This is a genomic window from Protofrankia symbiont of Coriaria myrtifolia, from assembly GCF_900634755.1.
GTDB lineage: Bacteria > Actinomycetota > Actinomycetes > Frankiales > Frankiaceae > Protofrankia > Protofrankia coriariae.
Genome location: NZ_CAAAFS010000340.1, coordinates 1,337 through 2,197 on the forward strand (window position 1 = coordinate 1,337; position 861 = coordinate 2,197).

Sequence of the window (861 nt, forward strand, 5' to 3'; positions counted from 1 at the left end):
ACCGCGGGCCGCCCGGCACGCCCGGCCCCCGCGGACGCGGCGGCCGTGGTTGGTTCGGCGGGTGCGACAGGTGCGTCGCCGGTCCCGGCAAGCACCTCGGCCAGGTGCAGGACGCGCACTCCAGAGCGCCACCTGGACAGCAGCCCGCCGATGTGCGCGAGACAGGAGTTGTCCGCGGCCACCAGCACCTCCGCCCCGGTCTGGCGGACATGGCGTGCCTTGTCCGCACCCATCGCCACCGACACGTCGGCGTTCTTGATCGAGAATGTGCCGCCGAACCCGCAGCACTCCTCGGCCGCCGGCAGGTCGACGAGGGTGAGCCCACGCACCGCGCGCAGCAGCTGTTGGGGCCGGTCGCCAAGCCCGAGCGCCCGCAGCGAGTGGCAGGTCGGATGGTAGGCCACCCGGTGCGGGAAGTACGCGCCGACGTCGACGACCCCGAGCACGTCGACGAGGAACTCCGCCAGCTCGTACACCCGTGGTGCCGTGCGGGCCACCGCGTCCCGCAGCGCCGCGTCACCCCGTTCGGCGGCCAGCCTGGCATGCAGGTGACGGATCGTGCCGGCACACGACGCCGACGGGGTGACCACCGCGTCGTATCCCTCGAACGCCTCGACAAAGCCACGCACCAACGGCACGGCCTCGTCCCGGTAACCGGTGTTGACGTGCATCTGCCCGCAGCAGGTCTGCGCCGGGGGGAAGTCCACCTCGACCCCGAGCCGCCTCAGCAGCTCGACGGTGGCCTTCCCCGTCCCGGGAAAGGCCGTGTCGTTGAAACAGGTCACGAACAGCGCGGCCTTCACGGCGCCACCCCTCATCCCGAGCCCTCGTCCCGCCCTGTCATACCGCCCTCCGTTATCC

Annotated in this window: 1 protein-coding gene; it reads right to left on the reverse strand. The window is 72.1% G+C overall.

From position 1 onward, the window contains the following. A partial coding sequence (locus CM1CMNOD_RS19920) for a (Fe-S)-binding protein (protein WP_131774114.1) occupies positions 1–803 on the reverse strand: 803 nt, incomplete at its 3' end. Positions 804–861 lie beyond the last annotated feature (58 nt).